Annotated in this window: 1 protein-coding gene and 1 pseudogene; both read right to left on the reverse strand. The window is 45.0% G+C overall.

The window, feature by feature from the left end; translation table 11 throughout:
- Window positions 1-40: 40 nt before the first annotated feature.
- Complete coding sequence (locus tag F6K53_RS40745; protein WP_075896339.1) at window positions 41-529, reverse strand: IS607 family transposase; 489 nt, start codon at window positions 527-529, stop codon at window positions 41-43.
- Window positions 530-843: 314 nt separating this feature from the next.
- Window positions 844-1,651: pseudogene (locus tag F6K53_RS40750) on the reverse strand (hypothetical protein); the annotation flags it as partial.

Raw genomic sequence — 1,651 nt, forward strand, 5'->3', positions numbered from 1 at the left:
AGATGAAACCTTAGAGTAGTGCAGCCTTACTACAAAACCTTTACCCTATGCTGCATAATTTACCAACTATAAAGGCTGCACTACTCTTACGGTAACTTCTAACCAAGTACTCAATGAGTTCAAACCCGAATCGAGTGAGCCTGTCTCTACAGGCAACAACAATCGTGAGCTGATCTCCGCGCATAATCCGTTCCAGTATGGCTCGAAGCCCCTTCCTTTTGTAGTTGAGTCCTGAACCGATGTCTTTGATGATTTCGGCTTGTGGAAACAGGGAGTGCATGTAGGCGATTTGGCGGGCGAGGTCGTCTCTTTGTTTGGTAGAACTGACTCGGCAGTAGCAAATTGTAGACTGACTAGACTCAGTGCTTGTTTGACACTTTCCGAAAGTGAGCAAGCTTTCAACATCGAACAGTCTTGTTCCTCCCGGCGTCTTTTCGCATTTGATCGTTCCATCGTCCGCGTATTTCCTTAGTGTATTTTTGGAGAGTCCCGTCAGTTCGACCGCCTTACGGAGTGGAATGAGTGCCATGTTTTTAATCTAACACACATTCTGGGAGATTGTGGGAGGTATAAGGATATTTTTGTGAACTGCTACAAGCCTTTTCCGGACTTACTATGGGAGAATGCTAGTTAGAAAAACTACCAAGATAGCTATACCCAGATTTTAGACTTCCCCATCCTAAACTAAAGGTCAATAGCGGGAGACCCCACACTTTTTTGGGAGTGCTAGGGAGCGAACACAAAAATAATGTCCAAAATTGCCTAACAATAGTTTTGGACATCCTAGGTAGGAAGGAATTTAACCTAATAGGTGTTAAGCAAGAGCCCCTATTACTAATTACCTCAATTCATCCCTTCCAACAAGGTCTGTACCTTACCATCCGGGTGTAGCAGCACGCGAATTTTTGGTATACCTTCCCCTTCTAAAGGGGACACAAAAGTTTCACCGATCAGAGGTATGGGGGCGTTATCTATATAGGTTTTGGCTGCTTGGCCAAGAGGAATGATACGTCGGATTGTACCATTATTATTTAACCACAAACTATAGTTCAAGGTTTTCTGTAGCCCTTCGGGAGGTTGCCAACGCTCCTGGAAATATCGTCTGGCTTCTGCTACCTGAGAAATCTTATCAAACAGGGTATTTTGAGATATCGGATTGGCAACAGTAGGCTTGGATGAGTTTAAAGAATCAGAAACAGGGCTACTCGGGACATTCAGTCCAGGCACAGCTTGATCGATAATTCTAGAGGTAGAAGGACCTCTAGAGAGAGTGGACACATTTTGTTGAGGAGCAGGGATGGCTTGAACCGCCACATTAGTAGTAGAAGACCTAGAAGAAGTAGAAGTAGAAGAAATCGAAGCAGTAGAAGTAGAAGAAATCGAAAACTCGGCCTCAGGGATTACCACTGTTTCTGTGGGGATCGATAGACTTTCTTTAGGGGAATCCTGAGTTTCCACCTCAGTAGGAGAGGGCGCTGGTTTAATAACTGGCAATTCTGACACAGTTTGTACTACAGCGATGGGACTGGGTGGAGTTGGTTTGGGTTGGGTATCTGCCGATTCAGTAGGTACATTAGTTTTACTAGCCTCAGAAACAGGTGCCTCACCGTTACTAGCCCCAGGAGCAGCAGCAGGACTAACAGCAGAACTA

It is taken from the genome of Moorena sp. SIO4A1 (genome assembly GCF_010672065.1).
Classification (GTDB): domain Bacteria; phylum Cyanobacteriota; class Cyanobacteriia; order Cyanobacteriales; family Coleofasciculaceae; genus Moorena.

What these genes read in the sequence shown, in the direction of transcription:
- F6K53_RS40745 (WP_075896339.1), bottom strand. Translation starts at nt 529, where the DNA reads ATGGCACTCATTCCACTCCGTAAGGCGGTCGAACTGACGGGACTCTCC.